The sequence below is a fragment of the Myxococcus faecalis genome (genome assembly GCF_050039385.1).
Taxonomy (GTDB): domain Bacteria; phylum Myxococcota; class Myxococcia; order Myxococcales; family Myxococcaceae; genus Myxococcus; species Myxococcus fulvus.
The window spans coordinates 10,445,939-10,465,186 of sequence record NZ_CP144336.1; the positions used below are offsets into that span (position 1 = coordinate 10,445,939).

General features: G+C 68.8%; 12 protein-coding genes. 7 read left to right on the plus strand and 5 right to left on the minus strand.

Annotated features, from left to right (window positions below):
* Window positions 1-9: 9 nt before the first annotated feature.
* Complete coding sequence (locus VZQ01_RS41490) at window positions 10-1,185, minus strand: isovaleryl-CoA dehydrogenase (protein ID WP_223748633.1); 1,176 nt, start codon at window positions 1,183-1,185, stop codon at window positions 10-12.
* A gap of 168 nt (window positions 1,186-1,353) precedes the next feature.
* On the opposite strand from VZQ01_RS41490, the gene VZQ01_RS41495 reads away from it, so the two are divergent.
* Window positions 1,354-2,346 (plus strand): AraC family transcriptional regulator, encoded by a 993-nt coding sequence (locus VZQ01_RS41495; RefSeq protein WP_223783276.1) that lies wholly within the window; start codon window positions 1,354-1,356, stop codon window positions 2,344-2,346.
* Window positions 2,347-2,350: 4 nt separating this feature from the next.
* On the opposite strand, the gene VZQ01_RS41500 is transcribed toward VZQ01_RS41495, so the two are convergent.
* A complete protein-coding gene (locus tag VZQ01_RS41500; RefSeq protein WP_223748635.1) occupies window positions 2,351-3,157 on the minus strand; it encodes a LytR/AlgR family response regulator transcription factor in 807 nt (268 codons plus the stop codon).
* The gene (locus tag VZQ01_RS41505; protein ID WP_426746411.1) at window positions 3,150-4,133 is read right to left on the minus strand and encodes a sensor histidine kinase; all 984 of its coding nucleotides are present in this window, start codon (window positions 4,131-4,133) and stop codon (window positions 3,150-3,152) included. The genes VZQ01_RS41500 and VZQ01_RS41505 overlap by 8 nt, the downstream gene beginning before the upstream one ends.
* A gap of 302 nt (window positions 4,134-4,435) precedes the next feature.
* Between VZQ01_RS41505 and VZQ01_RS41510 the strand changes: the two genes are divergently transcribed.
* The 3 genes from VZQ01_RS41510 (at window position 4,436) to VZQ01_RS41520 (ending at window position 7,959) form a co-directional block, all read left to right on the plus strand.
* The gene (locus tag VZQ01_RS41510; protein WP_426746412.1) at window positions 4,436-5,764 is read left to right on the plus strand and encodes a hypothetical protein; all 1,329 of its coding nucleotides are present in this window, start codon (window positions 4,436-4,438) and stop codon (window positions 5,762-5,764) included.
* A 339-nt stretch (window positions 5,765-6,103) separates the two neighbouring features.
* Window positions 6,104-6,520, plus strand: a complete 417-nt coding sequence (locus tag VZQ01_RS41515; protein ID WP_426746413.1) for a CsgG/HfaB family protein — start codon at window positions 6,104-6,106, stop codon at window positions 6,518-6,520.
* Window positions 6,517-7,959 carry a FlgO family outer membrane protein gene (locus VZQ01_RS41520; RefSeq protein ID WP_426746414.1) on the plus strand — a complete coding sequence of 481 codons (1,443 nt, stop codon included), beginning with the start codon at window positions 6,517-6,519 and terminating at the stop codon, window positions 7,957-7,959. The genes VZQ01_RS41515 and VZQ01_RS41520 overlap by 4 nt, the downstream gene beginning before the upstream one ends.
* A 3-nt stretch (window positions 7,960-7,962) precedes the next feature.
* Here VZQ01_RS41520 and VZQ01_RS41525 read toward each other — a convergent pair whose 3' ends face one another.
* Window positions 7,963-9,825 (minus strand): SBBP repeat-containing protein, encoded by a 1,863-nt coding sequence (locus VZQ01_RS41525; protein ID WP_426746415.1) that lies wholly within the window; start codon window positions 9,823-9,825, stop codon window positions 7,963-7,965.
* Between the two features lie 255 nt (window positions 9,826-10,080).
* Between VZQ01_RS41525 and VZQ01_RS41530 the strand changes: the two genes are divergently transcribed.
* Window positions 10,081-11,346 carry an MFS transporter gene (locus tag VZQ01_RS41530; RefSeq protein WP_223748642.1) on the plus strand — a complete coding sequence of 422 codons (1,266 nt, stop codon included), beginning with the start codon at window positions 10,081-10,083 and terminating at the stop codon, window positions 11,344-11,346.
* A gap of 10 nt (window positions 11,347-11,356) precedes the next feature.
* Here the strand turns inward: VZQ01_RS41530 and VZQ01_RS41535 are convergent, their stop codons facing one another.
* Window positions 11,357-12,715, minus strand: a complete 1,359-nt coding sequence (locus VZQ01_RS41535) for a cytochrome P450 (RefSeq protein WP_426746416.1) — start codon at window positions 12,713-12,715, stop codon at window positions 11,357-11,359.
* Window positions 12,716-12,847: 132 nt separating this feature from the next.
* On the opposite strand from VZQ01_RS41535, the gene VZQ01_RS41540 reads away from it, so the two are divergent.
* Together VZQ01_RS41540 and VZQ01_RS41545 are read left to right on the plus strand one after the other, a co-directional pair.
* Complete coding sequence (locus VZQ01_RS41540; protein WP_426746417.1) at window positions 12,848-16,351, plus strand: pyruvate carboxylase; 3,504 nt, start codon at window positions 12,848-12,850, stop codon at window positions 16,349-16,351.
* Between the two features lie 89 nt (window positions 16,352-16,440).
* Window positions 16,441-19,218 carry a M20/M25/M40 family metallo-hydrolase gene (locus VZQ01_RS41545; RefSeq protein WP_426746418.1) on the plus strand — a complete coding sequence of 926 codons (2,778 nt, stop codon included), beginning with the start codon at window positions 16,441-16,443 and terminating at the stop codon, window positions 19,216-19,218.
* The last annotated feature ends 30 nt before the right edge of the window (window positions 19,219-19,248 follow it).

Genomic DNA, 19,248 nt, shown 5'->3' on the forward strand with positions numbered 1-19,248 from the left:
TGGTGTTCCCTATGCGGTCTCGGCGAACAGCTCGCGCCCGATGAGCATGCGGCGGATCTCCGACGTCCCGGCGCCGATCTCATAGAGCTTGGCGTCGCGCCACAAGCGCGCCGTGGGGTACTCGTTGACGTAGCCATTGCCGCCGAGGATCTGGATGGCCTGTCCCGCCATCCACGTCGCCTTCTCCGCGGAATAGAGGATGGCGCCCGCGGCGTCCTTGCGCAGCGTCCTGGCGTGGTCCGCCTTGTCGCAGGCCTGACCCACCGCGTAGACGTACGCGCGGCACGCCGACCACGACGTGTACATGTCCGCGAGCTTCGCCTGGATGAGCTGGAACTGGCCGATGCTCTCCCCGAACTGCTTGCGCTCGTGGACGTACGGCAGCACCACGTCGATGCAGGAGCCCATGATGCCCAGGGGCCCACCGGCGAGCACCGCGCGCTCGTAGTCGAGCCCCGACATGAGCACCTTCACGCCCGCGCCCACGCCGCCGAGCACGTTCTCCTCCGGCACCTCGCAGTCCTCGAAGAAGACCGGGTACGTGTTGGAGCCGCGCATGCCCAGCTTGTCCAGCTTGGTGCCGAAGCTGAGCCCCTTGGAGCCGCCCTCGACGATGAAGGCGGTGATGCCCTTGGGGCCCAGCGCCTCGTCCGTCTTCGCGTAGACCACCAGCACCTTCGCGTTGGCGCCGTTGGTGATCCACATCTTGGCGCCGTTGAGGATGTACTTGTCCCCGCGCTTCTCGGCCTTGAGCTTCATGCTGACGACGTCCGAACCCGCGTCCGGCTCGCTCATCGCCAGCGCGCCCACGTGCTCGCCGCTGAGGAGCCCGGGCAGGTACTTGCGCCGCTGGGCGTCGGTGCCGTTGCGGTAGACCTGGTTCACGCACAGGTTCGAGTGCGCGCCGTAGGACAGGCCGACGGACGCGGACGCGCGGGAGATCTCCTCCATGGCGACGATGTGGGCCAGGTAGCCGAGGCCCGCTCCGCCATACTCCTCGCTCACCGTCATGCCGAGGACGCCCAGGGCGCCCAGCTTCGTCCAGAGGTCCTCCGGGAACAGGTTCTCCCGGTCGATGTCGGCCGCCCGGGGAGCAATCTCCTTGGCGGCGAAGGCGCGCACGGTGTTGCGCAACATCTCGACGGATTCACCGAGCGCGAAGCCCAGCTCTGCGAAGTGAGCCATGAAGTCGTTTCCCAACCAGCGTCTCGAGGTGGCTGGCGGACATTAGGTACGAGGGAGGGCTCGCGTGCGCCAGGGTGGTTGCAAATCGTGCCAACCAGGCCATGCTGCTCGCCGATGCCCCGACGCCTCCAGCGCTCCCCCGAACCCCTGCCGCGCGCGGAGACGCCCATGGCGTTCGTCCGCGCCATCGTGCTCGCGTACGAGAAGTACGGGGTGGACCCGCACGACGCACTGCGAAAGGCGGAGATCACCCGCGCGCAGCTCGGCCGGGTGTCTGCGCGCATCAACGCCGGGCAGTTCGAGACGCTCTCGGCCACGGCGATGCAGGAGCTGGATGACGAGGCCCTGGGGTGGTTCACCCGCCGGCTCCCCTGGGGGACGTACGGGATGCTCTGCCGGGCCTCGCTCAGCTCACCGACGCTGGGCATCGCGCTGCAGCGCTGGTGTCGCCACCACCGGCTGCTGACCGAGGACGTCCTGCTCTCACTCGAGGTGGAGGGCACGACGGCGCGGCTCGCCATCGAGGAGCGGCACGAGCTGGGGGCCATGCGCGAGTTCTGTCTGCTCAGCAGCCTGCGCTACGTGCATGGGTACGCCTGTTGGCTGGTCAACTCACAGCTGCCCCTGCGCGAGGTGACGTTCCCCTTCGCGACGCCGGCGCACCAGTCCGTGTACCCGCTCCTGTTCCCGGGGCCGGTGCGCTTTTCGGCCACCCGCGCCAGCATGAGCTTCGACGTGGGCTACCTGGAGCTGGCGGCCAAGCGTGACGAGCAGGCCCTGCGGGCGATGCTCAAGCGGGCGCTGCCGCTGACGGTGCGGCAGTACCGGAGGGACCGGCGGCTGGTCGAGCGGGTGCGCTCACAGCTGAGCGACCCTCGCGCCTCGGGGACCACCGCGCAGCACGTGGCGTCCGCGCTGCACGTGTCGGTGCGCTCGCTGCATCGACAGCTGGCGCTCGAGGGGACGTCGCTGCAGAACCTCAAGGACGACGTGCGGCGACGCCACGCGCTGGAGCTGCTCGGGCGCTCCTCGGTGCCCATCAAACACGTGGCGCTGGACGTGGGGTACGCGGACGAGAAGATCTTCTCGCGAGCGTTCAAGCAGTGGACCGGAGAGTCGCCGAGCGAGTACCGCCAGCGGCTCCAACGCGCGGGCGAGTGAGGTCTCAGAACGACTGGCGCAGCACGGCCTCCACCGCGGCCTTGCGTCCTGGGCTCAGGCGCAGCCGGGTGCCGTCGCGCAGGATGACGACCCAGCCCTTGTCCACGTCGGGCTCCAGCTCCTTGATGCGACTGACGTTCACCAACGTGGACCGGTGGACGCGCACGAAGCACTTCGGGTCCAGCCACTGCTCGACCCGGTTGAGCGTCTCGCGCAGCATGGGGCTCTTCGCGCCGGAGTGCAGCACGACGTAGTTGCCCTCCGCCTCGCACCAGTCCAGCTCGGCGACGGGCACGACGACCACCTTGCCGTCCGTCTTCACCGCGATGCGCTCCAGGTACTGTCCGGTGTCCGCGGGCGGCGCGTTGGCCGGCGTGTAGCCCGCGAGCAGTGACGACAGTCGCTCGAGGAGCGCCCGCTCCCGGCCCTGCTCACGCTGCTTGCGTGCGCGAGAGAGCGCCTCCTGGAAGCGGGCCGCGCTGAAGGGCTTGAGGAGGTAGTCGAGGGCGTTCGCCTCGAAGGCGCGCACGGCGTGCTGGTCGAAGGCGGTGACGAAGATGACCGGCGGCATCAGCTCGGGCCCGACTTCGCGCAGGACGTCGAAGCCGTCGACCTCGGGCATCTGGACGTCGAGGAACACCAGGTCCGGCCTCTCTCGGAGGATGACGTCCACCGCGTCGCCTCCGCTCTCGCATTCCCAGAGCGCCGTGACGTCGGGGGCACGGGACAAGAGGTGGCGCACGTTGTCGCGGGCCAGCGGCTCGTCGTCCACCACCAGCACCCGCCAGCCTGCCTCGCTCCCCTCACCCATTCGCTGCCCTCCCCTGCGGTGACGGCTCGACCGTGGACACCTGGAACGGAAGCTCCACGCGGGCCAGGGCGCCACCGCCCGGTGCGTCCTCGAGGGTCACACCATAGCCTTCGCCATGGAGTTGCTGGATGCGCTCGCGGGTATTCGCCACGCCGATTCCCGTTCCGGGTGTGCTCCCTGGACGGAGCCCGGGGCCGTCGTCGCGGACCTCGAGCACCAGCCGTTCGCCCCGTCTCAGGGTGCGGACCCGGATGTTCCCTCGGGCCGCGCGGCGGGAGGTGCCGTGCTTGATGGCGTTCTCGACCAGGGGTTGAAGGACGAGCATGGGCACGCGTGCCCCCAGCGTCTCAGGCTCCGCTTCCAGGTGGAAGCGCAGGCGACTGCCGAAGCGGAGCTGCTCGATGCCGAGATAGCGGCGGACCAGCTCCAGTTCCTCGGCCAGGGCAATGCCCTGCTCGTTGCGTCCGTCCAGGCTGGCTCGCAGCAGCGAACCCAGCTCCACGAGCGCGTCCTCGGCCTCCGCGTTCCGCGTCTGTCGAACGAGAGAGACGACGGCGTTCAACGTGTTGAAGAGGAAGTGCGGGTCGAGCTGCGCCCGGAGCGCCTCCAGCCGCGCCTCCGCCAGACGTGCCGCGAGCCGCGACTCGCCCAGCTCCCGCTCACGGGCTCGACGGAACGCGCCCAGCGTCGCCCAGGCCGCGAGGAACAGCAGGTACTCGAAGGACCCGAGCACGCCTCGCTCCAGCAGGAGTCTGCGGAACCCGTCGGTGAACGTGAGCCCGCGAGTCGACCACGACTCAAGCACCGAGAACGCCAGCGAGAGCAGCACCGAATGGGCCAGGACGAAGCCGCCACCCAGCGCAATGAGCCATCCCCCGGTCCGAGCTTCGAGCGGAGCATCGCGCGACACCCGGCGGAGCGTCATGAGCACCAGCGGCACCAGCAGGGCCCAGACACTGTAGGGAATCAGGGCCAACGCCAGCGCGGTCGAAAAGCCCTGCTGCGCCCCAGCGTGGGCATTCAATGCCTGCGGCACGGCTGCGAGCAGCCCCGTGCTCGAACCGATAAGCCAAATCCTGCCCCGAGGGATAGCCCCCCTCTGCGCCAGTCCTCCTCCGGGAGTCCCCGGCCCCCTCTCCTCGTCAATGCCCACGGAGCGACAGTGTAGCAGTCAACACCGCTATTGGTCATGAGGGATGGCGAGGTGACTTACACGATTAGACTCACCAAGCACACTGCGCAACCAACGGCACCTCAGTAGGGCGAAAGCATCCAGAGATGACAAGCTCCTCGGCATTCTCCAGTGTCGCGACCGAAACGGCCGCGAAGATCGCGGAAGAACTCTCCAAGAAGTATATCCTCTCGGAGAGCTCCTTGATCGCCCAATCCATAGGCGGAGCAGTCTTCGGTGGCCTTGCGACGATCGTCTTGGGAGACCTGCTGTCAGCGGTGTTCCCTCCCGACGGCTCGGACTATTTTGATTGTCTCACCAGACTCGACGAAATCGTCAATCAGGCCATCGAAAAGAACACCCAGAGCCAGATTTCCGGCGCATTCAACGAAGTCTTCAGGAGCATCAAGAATGAATATGCCCCGCTGAGAAATGATTCAACCCCACTGGCGGACAAGGCAAATAAGCTCTTGGACCAATTGCGGCAGCACGTCCAAACGATCACGACCGCAAGCGCCGGCGGAGGTCTGGGAACCCTTCAGACAGATCAATACGCACAGATTGGTTTTCCGGCGTTCCTTCTTGGCGCCAATCTGCACCTCGCCCTGCTCCAAGAAATGGCAATCATGTACTATTTCGTGGATCAGGAGACATATGAGGCATACATCAAACCGCGAAGCGGAGTCATCGCGCAGTACGCAAGTGACTATGTGGATTTTGCCAGAACGACCTGGGAGAAGATCAAAGTCTCGCGAAGGGACCAGATCTCGATCCAAAAGGCCGCTCGGCAGATCAGCACGGGACGCGGCGTTGTCTGGGAGGACTACGTCGCCGTGTTCGATCAAGGCAAGGAAGACATGGGGTTCTCATCCTATACCAGTGAGATGAAGGGATTTGCGGCGCTCTATGTCGACAAGTCCCTCTGGCCTTCCCGGCTGCAGGAGCTGTCCAATTCCCTGAACAACCCGCCAGGCATCGCCAACTCCTGGTCCACGCTGATAGACACGCCTACTGGCGCATCAATAGCAACCTGGCCACCCTCGCAAGCTCCGATCGAACCCGGCAAGGTCTATTACATCATGGCCGCGTCAAATGCCGCCCACGGGGAAGTCGACACACTTGCTCCTGGAGATGTATTGGCGTCCACGACGGGGGCATATCTATTTGCGTGTCAGGAGGATGGGCAGTGGACGTTATCCATGCTTGGAGGAGACGTGCTCTGGCATGCCAATGGTGCCGGTCCAGGAGGGGTGGCGTTCATGCAAGACGATGGAAATTTCGTCATCTACAAGGATGGAATTGCACAGTTCGCGTCGGGGACTCAGTCGAATCCCCATGCCATCCTCGTTGTGTCGAATGACGGTCAGCTCCAACTCTACCTGCAGGCGCCTTCAGAATACGCGCCGACGCGGACCCCTATCTGGTCGAGGCCGTGAGTCGACTTCGAGCGTAGTTGGATCGCCGATCGGCTATGCTCCTCCGACTCCGTGAGCACGACGCCCCCGGGCTCCGCGCCCAATGACTCCAGTTCCCATGTTCCCGGGACCTCTCCCGGACGAACTCCCACACTGCACATGACGGAGGCCCCGGCGCCCCCGTCATCTGGAGGGCTCGCGAGAAACACGGGGACCGCGCTGCTCGTTGCCTTGGGGCTCGCCCTCCCGGCGCTCACGGCCTACTTGATTCGCCCGCCACCACGGAGCCCTATCAGCGAGTCCTCGCCCATCTCGACTCCCGAGCCCTCGGCGGCGCCACCGGATGCACGCACGGGCCCCGTGAGCATCTGCGTCCTGAAGTTCCGCGACGTCAACCAGGACACCTCCCTCGAGCTCGCCCTGGCCGAGTCCGTCATCACCGACATCGGCGCCCATCCCGGACTTCGCCTCGTCGAGCGCGAGCAGCTCGACCTTCCGATGAAGGAACAGGACTTCCACCAGTCGGACCGCGTGGACCCGGAGACGCGCGCTCGTCTGGGTCGCCTCATCGGCGCCGAGGTTGTCGTGCTCGGCAGCATCCAACGCGCCGGTCCCCTGCTCCGCGTCGCCGCCCGGTTCGTCCACGTGGAGACCGGCGAGGTGCTCGACACCGCGCGCGTCGAGGGCCCCGCACAGCAGCCCTTCGAGGTGCAGGACGCCCTCACCGCACGGGTTCGCACGCTCCTCCCGGCACTGAACGCAAGGCTGCGCCCGTGAGCCCAGCCCGCGCACTCCTGCTCCTCCTCCTCTGCGCCCAGACCGCGTTCGCGGCCACCCCGTCCAAGCCCCCACCGGGTCCCGCCGCGGTGATGCCGTTCCGCAACCTCAACGGCGACACGTCCATGGACTGGCTCGCGCGCGGCATGACGGAGACGTTGATCTCCGACCTGCGCGCCAGCGGACGCGTCCAGGTCGTCGAGCGCGAGCAGCTCGAAGCGGCACTCGCCGAGCTGAGCGCGAAGGACCGACAACAGCTCACCGAGTCCTCGGCCGTCCGCGTGGGCCGGCTCGTCGGCGCCCGGACCCTGGTCCTCGGCAGCATCCAACGCGCGGAGAATCAGGTCCGCATCAACGCGCGCTTCATCGACGTGGAGACGGGCGTCGTCCTGGACACCGCCAAGGTCACCGGCTCCCTGGAGCGCATCTTCGCCCTCCAGGACCAAGTCTGTGGCCGGCTGCTCCGTGAGCCCGTGAAGCCACGCGCGGGACGCCCCTCGGGCAAGGCGGCCGTGCTCGCGCTCGAGACCTACGGCCGCGCCATGGCCACCACTTCGCCCGATGAGCGCGCGTGGCTGCTGCGCGCGACGCTGTCCGGCTCGCCGGACTTCGCCTACGCCCAGGAGGAGCTGTCCCGGATGGACCAGCGCCTGGCCGAGCTCGCGCGCGAGGCAGAGCCCGAGGTGAAGGACGAAGAGGCTCGCCTGCGTGGCGTCATGGAGGACCCGAAGAGCCCCGCGGACGAGCGCTCGGCCGCGGCCCTCCAGCTCCTCAACCTGTCCCGCGCGCGCGGACGCTGGCGCACGCTCATCCGTGATTCCGAGCGCATCCTCGCGCTCGACCTGTCCGCGCATCTCGGTCGCCGTCCGTCCGAGGAGGCCTCGCTCTACCGCTTCCAGGCCTTCGGTTATCTCGACGACTGGGACGCCCAACGTGTCGCGGGCGAGGACTTCCTGCGCCGCTGGCCGCTCAGCCCCCTGGCGGCCTATGTGGACCTGATGCTGCGCACCACCGCGAGCAACGTGGCGGACGGCCAGCGGGCCTTCGAGAAGATGCGCGCGGACCTCGCCGCGGAGGAACAGGCCGTGGCCCTGCGGATCAGCGAGCTCGAGAAGAAGGGCAAGCCCACGCAGGAGGAGCACCGCAAGATCGCGCTGCGTCGGTGCCTGGAGCACAACAACCACCCGCGCTTCCGCGTCCATGTCCTGGCTCCATGCCGCGCGTACTACGAGACCTGGAGCGCCAGCGCGACGACCCCCGCGCAGAAGAACGACCTGCGCTACGCGAGGGAGGCGGAGCTGACCTCCCTCGTCGGCCTGCGCCGCTACGCCGAGGCCCGTGCGCGTCTCGCCGCCTTCCGCCAGGAGGACCCCGACGGCGAGCGCATCAGCCGCGCCCGCGCCGTGGTGCTCAACATCGGTGCCCACGAAGAGGAGTGAGCCTCAAGGCACGATCGCGGGCAGCTTCGTCACGAACCCGTCCGGATTGCCCAGGAGCGTGTTGCCCTCGTAGTTCCCCTCCAGGTAGCCACCCAGGTACAGGTTGTCGTCCTCGTCCAGCACGACGCCCATCGGGTACACCGGCTTCTCCACGCCGCCGAGCACCGCCGGCGCCGTCTGCCGGATCCACTGGATGGCACCCGCAGTGTCCATCTTGAAGACGAACGGATGTCCCGCGCCTCCCGTCGTGTCCGTGGGCGAGCTCACGTCCCCGTGGCCCGTCCCCGCCACATAGAGGAAGTTGTCGAACGGGTTGCTGAAGAGGCTCCAGGCGAAGTTGCCCGCGCCGGAGTCCAGCTCCTTCACCCACTGCCGCGTGCCCGCCGGGCTGTAGCGCGCGACGAAGGTCGCGACCTGGGGCGTGCCCACCGGCAGCCCATCCATGCCGCCGCCGCTGTACCCCGTCACGTAGAGCTGGCCGTTCGTGTCCACCGCCGCGTCCCGGAGGCTCGCGTTCGTGCCCGGCGCCCCCAACAGCCGCGTCCACTGCTTCACGCCATCCGCGTCGTACTTGATGATGAACGCATCCTCCGGACCGGTCAGCACCTGGCCGTCCAGGTTGCCCGCCGTGATGCCCGCGACGTAGACGTTGCCCGAGTCATCCGCGGCGGCCCGATTGGCCCGCGTGCGCTGCCCCGCGACGCCGAACTGCCGCGTCCACAGCAGCGTGCCCGCCGCGTTGAACTTGCTGACGAACCCATCCGCGATGCCCGTCTTCGTATTGCCCGGCAGCGCCCCGTCCGTCTGCCCCACCAGGAACGCGTTGTCGACGTGGTCGAGGGCCACGCCGAGCCCCTCCGTCCCAGCTCCGGGGGCACCCACCTGCCGCGTCCAGCCGTGCACCCCCGTGTAGCGGTAGCGCAGCAGGAACGCATCCTTGGTCCCGATCAACGGCGCCCCCTGCAGCGAGCCGCTCGTGTACCCGGCGACGTAGATCTCCTCGAACCACCGATTGCGCGCCACGCTCTCGCCCACGACGATGCCGTTCGGCACGCCCAGCTGCCTGTGGAAGCTGACGTTCCCATTCCAGTCCCTCGCGGTGAGGAACGCGTCCATGCCGCCCACCAGCGGCGAGCCATGCAGCCCCACGTTGGTCATGCCCGTGACGTAGGTCCGCGCCGCCGGGTCGCCCGCCATGTCGTGGATCCGGGTGAAGCCGCCCGTGGCACCGGCTGTGTTCGTCCACAGGTCATCCACCGACGGGAAGGCCCGGCACTCGTACATCTCCATCAGGTTGAGCGAGATGGTCTCGATGCCCGCGCGGGCGTCGTTGTCGTCCGTCACGTTCAGGCGGTACTTCTTGTAAGCACCCGGGGAGGCCACGTCGAACTGGCGCCGCTCGACGCCCGCCCACCCCGTCTGCGCCGAGCGCGTGTCCACCACCACCCACGCGCTGCCGTTCCAGCCCTCGAACGTCCAGTTGCGTGGCGCCCGCGAGGTGATGCCGCCGTTGTTGTAGCTGAGCGCGTAGCGCCGAACGATGCGCGGCAGCCCCGGGAACTCGTAGGCCAGCCACGCGGGTGCGACGCTCTTGGTGGACAGCCAGAAGGCGCTCGTGTTGTCGAACGCCTTCCACGCCTCGTAGATCGTGGGGTTCGACGTCCACCCGCCGGAGCTGGTGACGATGCCCGAGGGGCTGGTGGCGCTCGTCATCACCGGCAGGATGTTGACGCAGTTGTCGAGGGCCTGCGCCGAGCTCGTCAGCTCCTCCTGGGGCCCGTCGGCAGGTGGCTCCCCACCCTGGCAGCCCCCCAGCGCCAGCGCGCCGAACAACGCCCACCCCGCTACCGCGTTCACGCCTCTCATGGTGTCTCTCCTTCGACCCGCCACGGGCCCCGTTGATGGGGCTCCGGGGGGCCACGGAGATACCGGCCCCCCGGGAAACGGCCGGGAGGAGAGTGACGAAACCGCCCCCGGGCGGGACGAAACCGCCCCCGCCGGGGATGAGACCTGAATCAAAGTTCATATTTTCCAGCCCCTTGCGAGCGAGCCGCTTTTCCACGCGCTGCGTCGAAAGAATCGGCCTTGCCGCAGGGCGACCCAACCCATTGAATGGTGCTCATGAAATTCCTGCGTGAGCTGCGCTCGGTCCTGAACCTGACGGTGCTGGTGGCGGGGCTCGGCTACTTCGTCGACCTCTTCGACATCACGTTGTTCGGCGTGGTGCGCGCCGCCTCGCTCCGCGACATCGGCATCACCAGCCCGGAGGAGGTGCTGTCGAAGGGCATCCTCATCTACAACTGCCAGATGGTGGGGATGATGGTGGGCGGCCTGCTGTGGGGCGTGCTCGCCGACAAGCGCGGACGGCTCTCCGTCATGTTCGGCTCCATCCTGCTGTACTCGTTCGCCAACCTGGCCAACGCCTTCGCCTGGGACGTGACGAGCTACGCGGTGTTCCGCTTCCTGGGCGGCGTGGGGCTCGCGGGGGAGCTGGGCGCGGCCATCACCCTGGTCGCCGAGTCGCTCCCCAAGGAGAAGCGCGGCCTGGGCACCACCATCGTCGCGACGCTCGGCATGCTCGGCATCGTCGCCGCGGCCTTCGTGGGGCAGCACCTCAACTGGAAGGTGGCCTACTTCACCGGCGGCATCATGGGCATCGCGCTGCTGTTCGCCCGCTTCAAGGTCTCCGAGTCGGAGCTGTTCACCAAGAAGACGGACCCGTCGCGCGCCAATCCGCTGCTGCTGCTGCAGGGCAACCGCTTCCTCAAGTACATCTGCTGCATCCTCATCGGCGTGCCCATCTACTTCACCACGGGCATCCTCTTCACCTTCGCGCCGGAGCTCACCGCGGGCCTCAACGTCCAGGGCACCGTGACGGCCGGCAACGCCATCCTCTACGGCTCCATCGGCCTGACGATTGGCGACCTGCTCGCGGGCCTCTTCAGCCAGTGGCTCAAGAGCCGCAAGCGCGCCGTGGCGCTCAACCTGGTCGGAGGCTTCCTGCTGATGCTCGTCTACGGGCTGGTGCCCGGGCTCACCAGCACCATGGTCTACATCTTGAGCTTCCTCATCGGCATCATGGTGGGCTACTGGGCGGTGCTGGTGACGATGGCCGCCGAGCAGTTCGGCACCAACATCCGAGGCACGGTGGCCACGACGGTGCCCAACTTCGTCCGGGGCTCCGCCGCCATCGCCGCCAGCGGCTTCGCCGTCCTGAAGGGCCACATCAGCGTGCCCGCCGCCGCCCTCACCGTGGGCAGCATCTGCTTCGGCCTGGCCCTGCTGGCCCTCACCCGCATCGAGGAGACCTTCCACCGAGACCTCGACTACGAGGAGACCGGCCCCGACGCGGCCACCGCGCCGAGCGCTGGCCCCCAGGCCTCCTGAAGCGGCCCCTTCAGCCCTGGCGCGCGCGCACCCGCACGGGCATGCCGCGCTTGGGCACGAAGGTCAGCCGCGTCTGCCACTCCACCGGCGTGCGGCCCAGGTACTCCACGTCGCAGCGTTGCAGCAGCAAGGCCAGCGTCTGCACCGTGTCCACCTGGGACATGTGCTGGCCCACGCAGATGCGCTGACCCGCTCCGAAGGGCACGTAAGCGCACTTGTGCTGCCCCACCTGCCGCTCCGGCAGGAAGCGGTCCGGGTCGAACGTCTCCGCGTCCTTCCAGTGGTCCGGGTGCCGGTGGATGGCGTACGGGCACATGAGCAGCTGCGTCCCCTTCGGGAGCATGACGCCGCCCACCTCCACGTCCTCCGCCGTCTCGCGCAGGATGGTCCACGCCGGAGGGCTCAGCCGGTTGATCTCCTGCACCACCCGCGTGGTGTACGGGAGCTTCGCCACGTCCTCGTACTTCGGCGCCTCGTCGCCGCACACCTCCCGCACCTCCTCGCGGATGCGGCGCACCACGTCCGGGTACTGGGTGCACGCGTGCACGGCCCACGTGAGCGACGTGGCGATCATCTCGAAGCTCGCGCCGAAGAGGTTCACGATCTCGTCGCGCACCTCCTTGTCGTTCATCGACTCGCCCGTCTCCCGCGCGCGCGACTCCACCAGCATGGACAGCAGCGTGATGTCGCCGTCGCGGGTGCCGCGCTCCCGGCGCTTGCTCAGCCGGCCGTAGATCCACCCGTTGATGAGCCACAGCGCCATGCCCATGCGCGGGGCCTTGGGGTCGAAGCGGGGCAGGAGCTTGTAGAACAGCACGCCCCACGGCGTGTGGCGCCGGCCGAACACGTCGATGGCGTCCATGATGCGCGCGAAGTGCTCCTCGCGGGGGCTCTCGTCGAAGCACGTGCGCCACATCACCCCGAACATCAGGCGCGCGGCCTCCGTGTACATGTCGAAGGACTCCCCCTTCGCCCCCAGCGCCATCCACCGCTCCACCCCCTTGTGCAGCTCGTCCGAGAACAGCCCGGACCACAGGCGCACCTTCTCCTTGCTGAACAGCGGCTGGACCATGTGCCGCTGGCGCTTCCAGTGGTCCCCCCGGCTCACCGTCAACCCATTGCCGTTGAAGGGGTTCTCGATGCGCGGCTTGGGGAACAGCTGCGGCTCGTCGATGAGCACCCGCTTGACGTCCACGGGGTTTCGCAGGAACGCGATGGGGGTGCCGTAGACCCGGACGAGGGACACGTCGCCGTACTCGGCATGGAGCTTGTTCGCGAGCGCCAGGGGCTCGTTGAGCATGGGGAAGAAGCTCCCCAGGACGGGCAGTCCCCGGGGGCCGGCCACGCGGCGCCCGGAGGATGAGTTCACGGAGGTGTCCATGGCCCGATTTGCGCCGGTCACCTCCGGGCCGTCAAGGTGGCCCCACTGACTTGAACCCGACGTCCGCCCTCGGACCGGTTGCGCCGGGCCCCTCAGCCGCCCTATCCCCTGGACCCAGCCATGGCTCCCTCTTCCATCCGACCCATCCAGAAAGTGCTGTGCGCCAACCGCGGCGAGATCGCCATCCGCGTGTTCCGGGCCTGCAACGAGCTCGGCATCCGCACCGTCGCCATCTACAGCGACGAGGACCGGACCCACGAGCACCGCCACAAGGCGGACGAGGCCTACCTGGTGGGCCGAGGCAAGCGCCCCGTGGAGGCCTACCTGGGCATCGACGAAATCCTCGACGTGGCCGAGCGCGCCGGCGTGGACGCCATCCACCCCGGCTACGGCTTCCTGTCGGAGAACGCTGGGTTCGCCGAGGCCTGCGAGCGCCGGGGCATCCGCTTCATCGGCCCCACCTCCGCCGTCGTGCGGACCATGGGCGACAAGGTCGCCGCCAAGCAGCTGGCGAAGCAGGTCGGCGTGCCCACCGTGCCGGGCACCACGCTGGAGGGCGACGACGCGAGCGTGCTCGCCCAGGCGCGCCGGTTCTTCCAGGAGCACGGCGGCCCGGTGCTGGTGAAGGCCGCCCACGGCGGCGGCGGGCGCGGCATGCGCGTGGTGCGCGAGGAGAAGGAGCTGGAGGCGGCGCTCACCTCCGCGCGCTCCGAGGCCCAGAGCGCCTTCGGCTCCTCGGCGGTGTTCCTGGAGAAGTTCCTGGAGCGGGTGCGCCACATCGAGGTGCAGCTGCTCGGTGACCTCCATGGCGGCCTGGTCCACCTGCACGAGCGCGACTGCTCGGTGCAGCGCCGGCACCAGAAGGTCATCGAGATCGCCCCCGCGCCCAACCTGGCCCCCGCCCTGCGAAGCGCCATCTGCGACGCGGCGGTGCGGCTGGCGCGCGAGGCGGGCTACAGCAGCGCGGGCACCGCGGAGTTCCTCGTCTCCGACAGCCACTTCTACTTCATCGAGTGCAACGCGCGGCTCCAGGTGGAGCACACCGTCACCGAGCAGGTGACGGGCGTGGATCTGGTGCAGAGCCAGATCCGCATCGCGGAGGGCTACGCGCTCGGCTCACCCGAGGTGGGCATCACCTCGCAGGCGTCGCTGCAGCCGCGCGGCTACGCGGTGCAGCTGCGCGTCACCACGGAGGACCCGTCCAACAACTTCATGCCGGACGCGGGCATCATCACCGCGTGGCGCGCGGCCACCGGCTTCGGCATCCGCCTGGACGGCTCCAACGGCTACACCAACGCGCACATCTCGCCGTTCTATGACTCCATGCTGGTGAAGGTCATCGCCTACGCGCCGACGTTCGAAGGCGCGGTGATGAAGGGCCAGCGCGCGCTGCGCGAGTTCCGCATCCGCGGCGTGAAGACCAACCTGCCCTTCCTGGAGAACGTGCTGCGCCACCCCGCCTTCCAGGCCGGTGAGACGTACACGCGCTTCATCGACGAGACGCCGGAGCTGTTCCAGCTCACGCCTCGCAGGGATCGCGCGAGCAAGCTGCTCACCTACCTGGCCGAGGTCATCGTCAACGGCCACCCCACCATCAAGAAGCACCAGCGGCTCAAGCCCACGCAGTTCATGGAGCCGCGCGTGCCGGTGGCGCCGCCCGGCCCCGTGCCGAAGGGCACCGCGCAGATCCTCGCGGAGAAGGGCCCCCGGGGGCTGGCCGAGTGGGTGCTCGCGCAGAAGCGCGTGCTCCTGACGGACACCACCATGCGCGACGCGCACCAGTCGCTCCTGGCCACGCGCATGCGCACGCGCGACATCCTGCGCGTGGCGCCGGCCACCGCGCACCTGGCCTCGGAGCTGTTCAGCCTGGAGAGCTGGGGCGGCGCCACGTTCGACACGTCGTACCGCTTCCTCAACGAGGACCCGTGGGCGCGCCTGCGCTCGCTCAAGGCCGCAGCGCCCAATCTGCTGCTCCAGATGCTCCTGCGCGGCGCCAACGCCGTGGGCTACACCAGCTATCCGAACAACGTGGTGGAGGCCTTCATCGACGAGGCGGCCGAGGCGGGCGTGGACGTCTTCCGCATCTTCGACAGCCTCAATGACCTGGGCAGCATGGAGGTGTCCATCCAGCGCGTGCTCAAGACGGGCAAGGTGGCGGAGGTGGCCATCTGCTACACGGGCGACGTCGCCAACCCCAAGCGCAAGAAGTACACGCTGGACTACTACGCGGACCTGGCGAAGCGCATCGAGGACTCGGGCGCCCACTTCCTGTGCATCAAGGACATGGCGGGCCTCTTGCGCCCCCGCGCCGCGGCCATGCTGATGGACCGCCTGCGCGAGGTGACGAAGCTGCCCATCCACCTGCACATGCACGACACCGCGGGCAACGGCGTCGCCAGCTACCTGGAGGCCATCGAGCACGGCGTGCACATCGTCGACGTGGCCCTGGGCAGCATGGCGGGCCTCACCAGCCAGCCCAGCCTCAACGCGCTGGTCAGCGCCCTGCGCGGCCACCCACGCGAGACGGGCCTGGCCAACGCGCGCCTGCAGCCGCTCGCCAACTACTGGGAGGACGTGCGTGAGTACTACGCCCCCTTCGAGAGCGGCCTCAAGAGCACGACGAGCGAGGTCTACTACCACGAGATTCCGGGCGGTCAGTACTCCAACCTCCGGCCGCAGGTGGCGGAGATGGGGCTCTTGAGCCGGTGGAACGACGTGAAGGACGCGTTCGCGCTGGTCAACGTGCTGGTGGGGGACATCCCCAAGGTGACGCCGTCGTCGAAGATGGTGGGCGACTTCGCCATCTTCCTCCTGAAGAACGACCTGATGGTGCGCGCGGCCACGCTCGCGGAGGCCGCCACGCTCACCCACCAGAAGCTCATCGCCGAGGCGCCCCGGCTCGACTTCCCCTCCAGCGTCGTGGGCTACTTCCGCGGCGAATTGGGCCAGCCGCCCAACGGCTTCCCCGAGGACCTGCGCGCCGCGGTGCTCAAGGGCCTGCCGCGCGTGGAGGGCCGCCCGTCGGCGAGCATGCCCGCGCTGGACCTGGAGGCGCTGCGCGCGGAGCTGGCGAAGAAGACGGGCCAGCCCATCTCCCACGCGGACGCCATCTCCAGCGCGCTCTACCCGCGCGTGATGGCCGGGTACCTGGACGACGCGGGCCGGTTCGAGGACGTGTCCATCCTCGACACGCCGAACTACTTCTACGGCATGGAGGTGGGCCAGGAGATCTGGGTGGACCTGGAGCCGGGCAAGACGCTGGTCATCAGCCTGTCCGCGGTGGGCGAGCCCGACGAGGACGGCCTGCGCACCGTCTACTTCGCGCTCAACGGCCACAACCGCACGGTGCAGGTGCGAGACCGGAGCCGCGCCGCGCGCGTGGAGGCCCGTCGGCAGGCGGACCGCGCCAACCCCAACCACGTCGCCGCGAGCATGCCGGGCACGGTCATCGCGGTGCACGTGAAGGCCGGGGCCAGCGTGGAGTCGGGCGCGCCGCTCGTCACGCTGGAGGCGATGAAGATGGAGACGGTGGTGCGCGCGCCTCGCGCGGGCACCATCGCGGAGGTGGCCACCACGCTGAAGGCCGCGGTCCAGGGCGGTGACCTGCTCGCGGTGCTCCAGTAGGGACGCTTCACGAAACCGGGGCGGAACGTTGAGTGTGGGCGCGGCCTTTGACATGGTCGCGCCCCATGAAGCGTTCACTCCTGTCCTTATTGGCACTGACGTCGTGCGCCACCTCCTCGAGCACCACGGCACCGGGCTCGGACTCCACCGCGTCGCAGGTCTCCGCGTTGCCGGAAGAGGTCCGGCTGGCGGACCTGCGGCAGATGACGTTCGGCGGTGAGAACGCGGAGGCGTACTGGTCCTTCGATGGCAAGCAGCTCTCGCTCCAGGCCCGTCACGAGGGCATGGGATGCGACCGCATCTACCGCATGGAGGTGGACCCGGCGAGCGGCGCGTCCGCCAAGGTGTCCCCCATCTCCAGCGGAGAGGGCGCCACCACGTGCGCGCACTTCCTGCCCGGGGACCAGGAGGTCATCTACGCGTCCACGCACCTGGGCGGCGCCGCGTGCCCTCCCAAGCCGGACCACTCGATGGGCTACGTCTGGGCCCTCTACGACTCGTATGACGTCTTCAAGTCGAACGCGGATGGCTCGGGCCTGACGCGGCTGACCCAGACGCCGGGCTACGACGCCGAGGGCACGGTCTGCGCGAAGGACGGCTCCATCCTCTTCACGTCCGTGCGGGATGGAGACCTGGAGCTGTACCGGATGGACCGCGACGGGAAGAACGTGAAGCGGCTGACGCACACGCCCGGCTATGACGGCGGCGCGTTCTTCAACGCGGACTGCTCCAAGATCGTGTGGCGCGCGTCGCGGCCGGCGCCCGGCAAGGCGCTGGACGACTACAAGGCCCTGCTCGACAAGGGGCTGGTGCGGCCGACGAAGCTGGAGCTGTACGTGGCCAACGCGGACGGCTCCGAGGCCCGGCAGATCACCTGGCTGAACGGCGCCGCCTTCGCGCCCTTCTTCCACCCCAACGGCCGGCGCATCCTGTTCTCGTCCAACCACGGCGACCCGAAGGGCCGTGAGTTCGACATCTGGGCGGTGGACATCGACGGCTCCAACCTGGAGCGCATCACCCACGCGCCGGGCTTCGATGGCTTCCCGATGTTCTCGCCGGACGGCAAGTGGCTGGCGTTCTCCAGCAACCGCGCCACCGCGCCGGGCAAGAGCGACACCAACCTGTTCATCGCCCGGTGGGTCGAGGACGCGAAGCCCGTGTCCACCACCGCGTCCGCCGCGGACCGCGTCCGTCAGGACGTCACCTGGCTGGCCGCGTCCGAGCGCGAGGGCCGCGGCATCGGCACGGATGGCATCGAGGCCGCCGGCGGCTACATCGAGAAGCGCTTCCAGGATCTGGGCCTGAAGCCCGCGGGGGACTCGGATTCCTTCCGTCAGGCGTTCCCCGTCGTCACCGCGGTGAAGCCCGTCGTCGGCACCGAGGTGCGCATCGGCAAGACGGCGCTGACGGGCGACGCGTTCAGCGTGCTCGGCTTCTCCGCGCAGCAGCAGGCGCAGGGCGCGCTGGTGTTCGCCAACTACGGAATCGTCGAGCCGTCGCTCTCCGTGGACGACTACGCGAAGCTGTCGGTGAAGGGGAAGATCGTCGTGGTGCGGCGCTTCGTCCCGGACACGGCGGCGTTCGCCGACACGGACAAGCAGCGGCGCTTCGGTGACCTCCGCTACAAGGCGTGGCAGGCGGCGCAGCGGGGCGCGAAGGCGCTCATCGTGGTGGACTGGCCGCAGGCTCCGACGCCCACGCCCAAGGAGTGGCAGATGCCGCCCGAGGCGACGCTGCCCGCGCTGCACCCCGAGGGTCCTGGCGACGCGGGGCTGCCGGTCGTCGTGGTGAAGCGCGCGGCGCTGGAGCCGGTGTGGGCCTCGCTCACCAAGGGCCAGCGCGTGGACGCGGCGGTCGGCGTGAAGCTGGAGGTCGAGCAGCGCTCGGCGTTCAACGTCGCGGGCCTGCTGGAGGCTGGCGAGGGCAAGGCGCCCGGCGTCGTCGTGGTGGGCGCGCACTATGACCACCTGGGCTTCGGGGGCCGTGGCTCGCTGACGCCGGACCGGCACGAGCCGCACGTCGGCGCGGATGACAACGCCTCGGGCGTCGCGGGCCTGCTGGAGATCGCCCGCACGCTGAAGGAGCGCCGCGCCGAGCTGAAGCGCGACGTGCTGTTCCTGGCCTTCTCGGGTGAGGAGTCGGGCCTGCTGGGCTCCACGCACTTCACCCGTCAGCGGGGCGACGCGGGCATGAAGCAGGTGGCCGCGATGCTGAACCTGGACATGGTGGGCCGGCTGCGCACCGGTGGACTCTCCGTGCTGGGCGCCGAGTCCGCGAGCGAGTGGGCCCCGCTGCTCACCCGCGCGTGCGCCGAGGCGCGCGTCGCGTGCAACCCGAGCGGTGATGGCTACGGCCCCAGCGACCACTCGCCCTTCTACGCGTCGGGCGTGCCGGTGCTGCACTTCTTCACGGGGACGCACACGGACTACCACAAGCCCTCCGACACGGTGGAGGGGCTCAACGCCGTGGGCACCGCGCAGGTGGCGCAGGTCGCGTCCGTGGTCGCGCTGGGCCTGGATGGCGCCACCACGCTGACGTACCGCAAGGTCCCCTCCCCCACGCCGCGCGGAGACATGCGCAGCTTCAACGCGTCGCTCGGCACGGTGCCGGACTACGCGGGCCCGCCGAACGGACTGAAGGGCATGTTGCTGGCGGGCGTGCGCGCGGGCGGCGCGGCGGACCAGGCCGGCATGCTGCGCGGCGACGTCCTGGTGAAGCTGGGCAAGCACGTCATCGGCGGCGTGGAGGACCTGATGTTCGTCCTCAACGCCTCCAAGCCCGGTGAGACGGTGGAGGCCCGCGTGATTCGCGACGGCAAGGAGCTGCCGCTCGAGGTCACGTTCCAGGAGAGCAAGCGCCCTCGCTGAGTCCTCGCGTCACGCGTCGATGAAGGGTCC